General features: G+C 51.0%; 1 rRNA gene. It reads left to right on the forward strand.

What is annotated here, in order from left to right:
• Window positions 1-1983 (forward strand): 23S ribosomal RNA (locus tag A142_RS03000); the annotation flags it as partial.

The raw sequence follows: 1983 nt of genomic DNA on the forward strand, positions 1-1983 counted from the left end.
AAGTATCCTGTTGTGAATACATAGCAACAGGAGGCAAACCGGGGGAACTGAAACATCTAAGTACCCCGAGGAAGAGAAATCAACCGAGATTCCGAAAGTAGCGGCGAGCGAAATTGGATTAGCCCTTAAGCTTTTAATGAGACAGATGAAGGCTCTGGAAAGTGCCGCAATAAAGGGTGATAGCCCCGTAATCGACATCTCATCATCAGTGAAAACGAGTAGGGCGGGACACGTGATATCCTGTCTGAATATGGGGGGACCATCCTCCAAGGCTAAATACTACTGACTGACCGATAGTGAACCAGTACCGTGAGGGAAAGGCGAAAAGAACCCCTGTGAGGGGAGTGAAATAGAACCTGAAACCGTGTCGTACAAGCAGTAGGAGCACCTTCGTGGTGTGACTGCGTACCTTTTGTATAATGGGTCAGCGACTTAATTTTAGTAGCAAGGTTAACCGTTTAGGGGAGCCGTAGGGAAACCGAGTCTTAACTGGGCGTACAGTTGCTAGGATTAGACCCGAAACCAGGTGATCTAGCCATGGGCAGGTTGAAGGTTGAGTAACATCAACTGGAGGACCGAACCGACTAATGTTGAAAAATTAGCGGATGACTTGTGGCTAGGGGTGAAAGGCCAATCAAACCTGGAGATAGCTGGTTCTCCCCGAAAGCTATTTAGGTAGCGCCTCGGACGAATACTACTGGGGGTAGAGCACTGTTAAGGCTAGGGGGTCATCCCGACTTACCAACCCTTTGCAAACTCCGAATACCAGTAAGTACTATCCGGGAGACACACGGCGGGTGCTAACGTCCGTCGTGGAGAGGGAAACAACCCAGACCGCCAGCTAAGGTCCCAAAGTATAGCTAAGTGGGAAACGATGTGGGAAGGCTCAGACAGCCAGGATGTTGGCTTAGAAGCAGCCATCATTTAAAGAAAGCGTAATAGCTCACTGGTCGAGTCGGCCTGCGCGGAAGATGTAACGGGGCTAAGCTATACACCGAAGCTGCGGCTACGTACCTTAGGGTATGTGGGGTAGGGGAGCGTTCTGTAAGCCGTTGAAGGTGGTCTGTAAGGGCTGCTGGAGGTATCAGAAGTGCGAATGCTGACATGAGTAACGATAAAGGGAGTGAAAAACTCCCTCGCCGGAAGACCAAGGGTTCCTGTCCAACGTTAATCGGGGCAGGGTAAGTCGACTCCTAAGGCGAGGCCGAAAGGCGTAGTCGATGGGAAACGGGTTAATATTCCCGTACTTCTTACAATTGCGATGGGGGGACGGAGAAGGCTAGGTGGGCCTGGCGACGGTTGTCCAGGTTCAAGTACGTAGGCGGGTGGTTTAGGTAAATCCGGACCGCTACTAACGCTGAGATACGATGTCGAGCTACTACGGTAGTGAAGTCATTGATGCCATGCTTCCAGGAAAAGCCTCTAAGCTTCAGATTGTAAGGAATCGTACCCCAAACCGACACAGGTGGTCGGGTAGAGAATACCAAGGCGCTTGAGAGAACTCGGGTGAAGGAACTAGGCAAAATGGTACCGTAACTTCGGGAGAAGGTACGCTCTTATCAGTGAAGTCCCTCGCGGATGGAGCAGACGAGAGTCGCAGATACCAGGTGGCTGCAACTGTTTATTAAAAACACAGCACTGTGCAAAATCGTAAGATGACGTATACGGTGTGACGCCTGCCCGGTGCCGGAAGGTTAATTGATGGGGTTAGACTTCGGTCGAAGCTCTTGATCGAAGCCCCGGTAAACGGCGGCCGTAACTATAACGGTCCTAAGGTAGCGAAATTCCTTGTCGGGTAAGTTCCGACCTGCACGAATGGCGTAATGATGGCCACGCTGTCTCCACCCGAGACTCAGTGAAATTGAAATCGCTGTGAAGATGCAGTGTACCCGCGGCTAGACGGAAAGACCCCGTGAACCTTTACTACAGCTTGGCACTGAACATTGAACCTACATGTGTAGGATAGGTGGGAGACTTTGAAAC

Source organism: Vibrio splendidus 12E03, from assembly GCF_000272105.2.
Taxonomy (GTDB): Bacteria; Pseudomonadota; Gammaproteobacteria; order Enterobacterales; family Vibrionaceae; genus Vibrio; species Vibrio splendidus_I.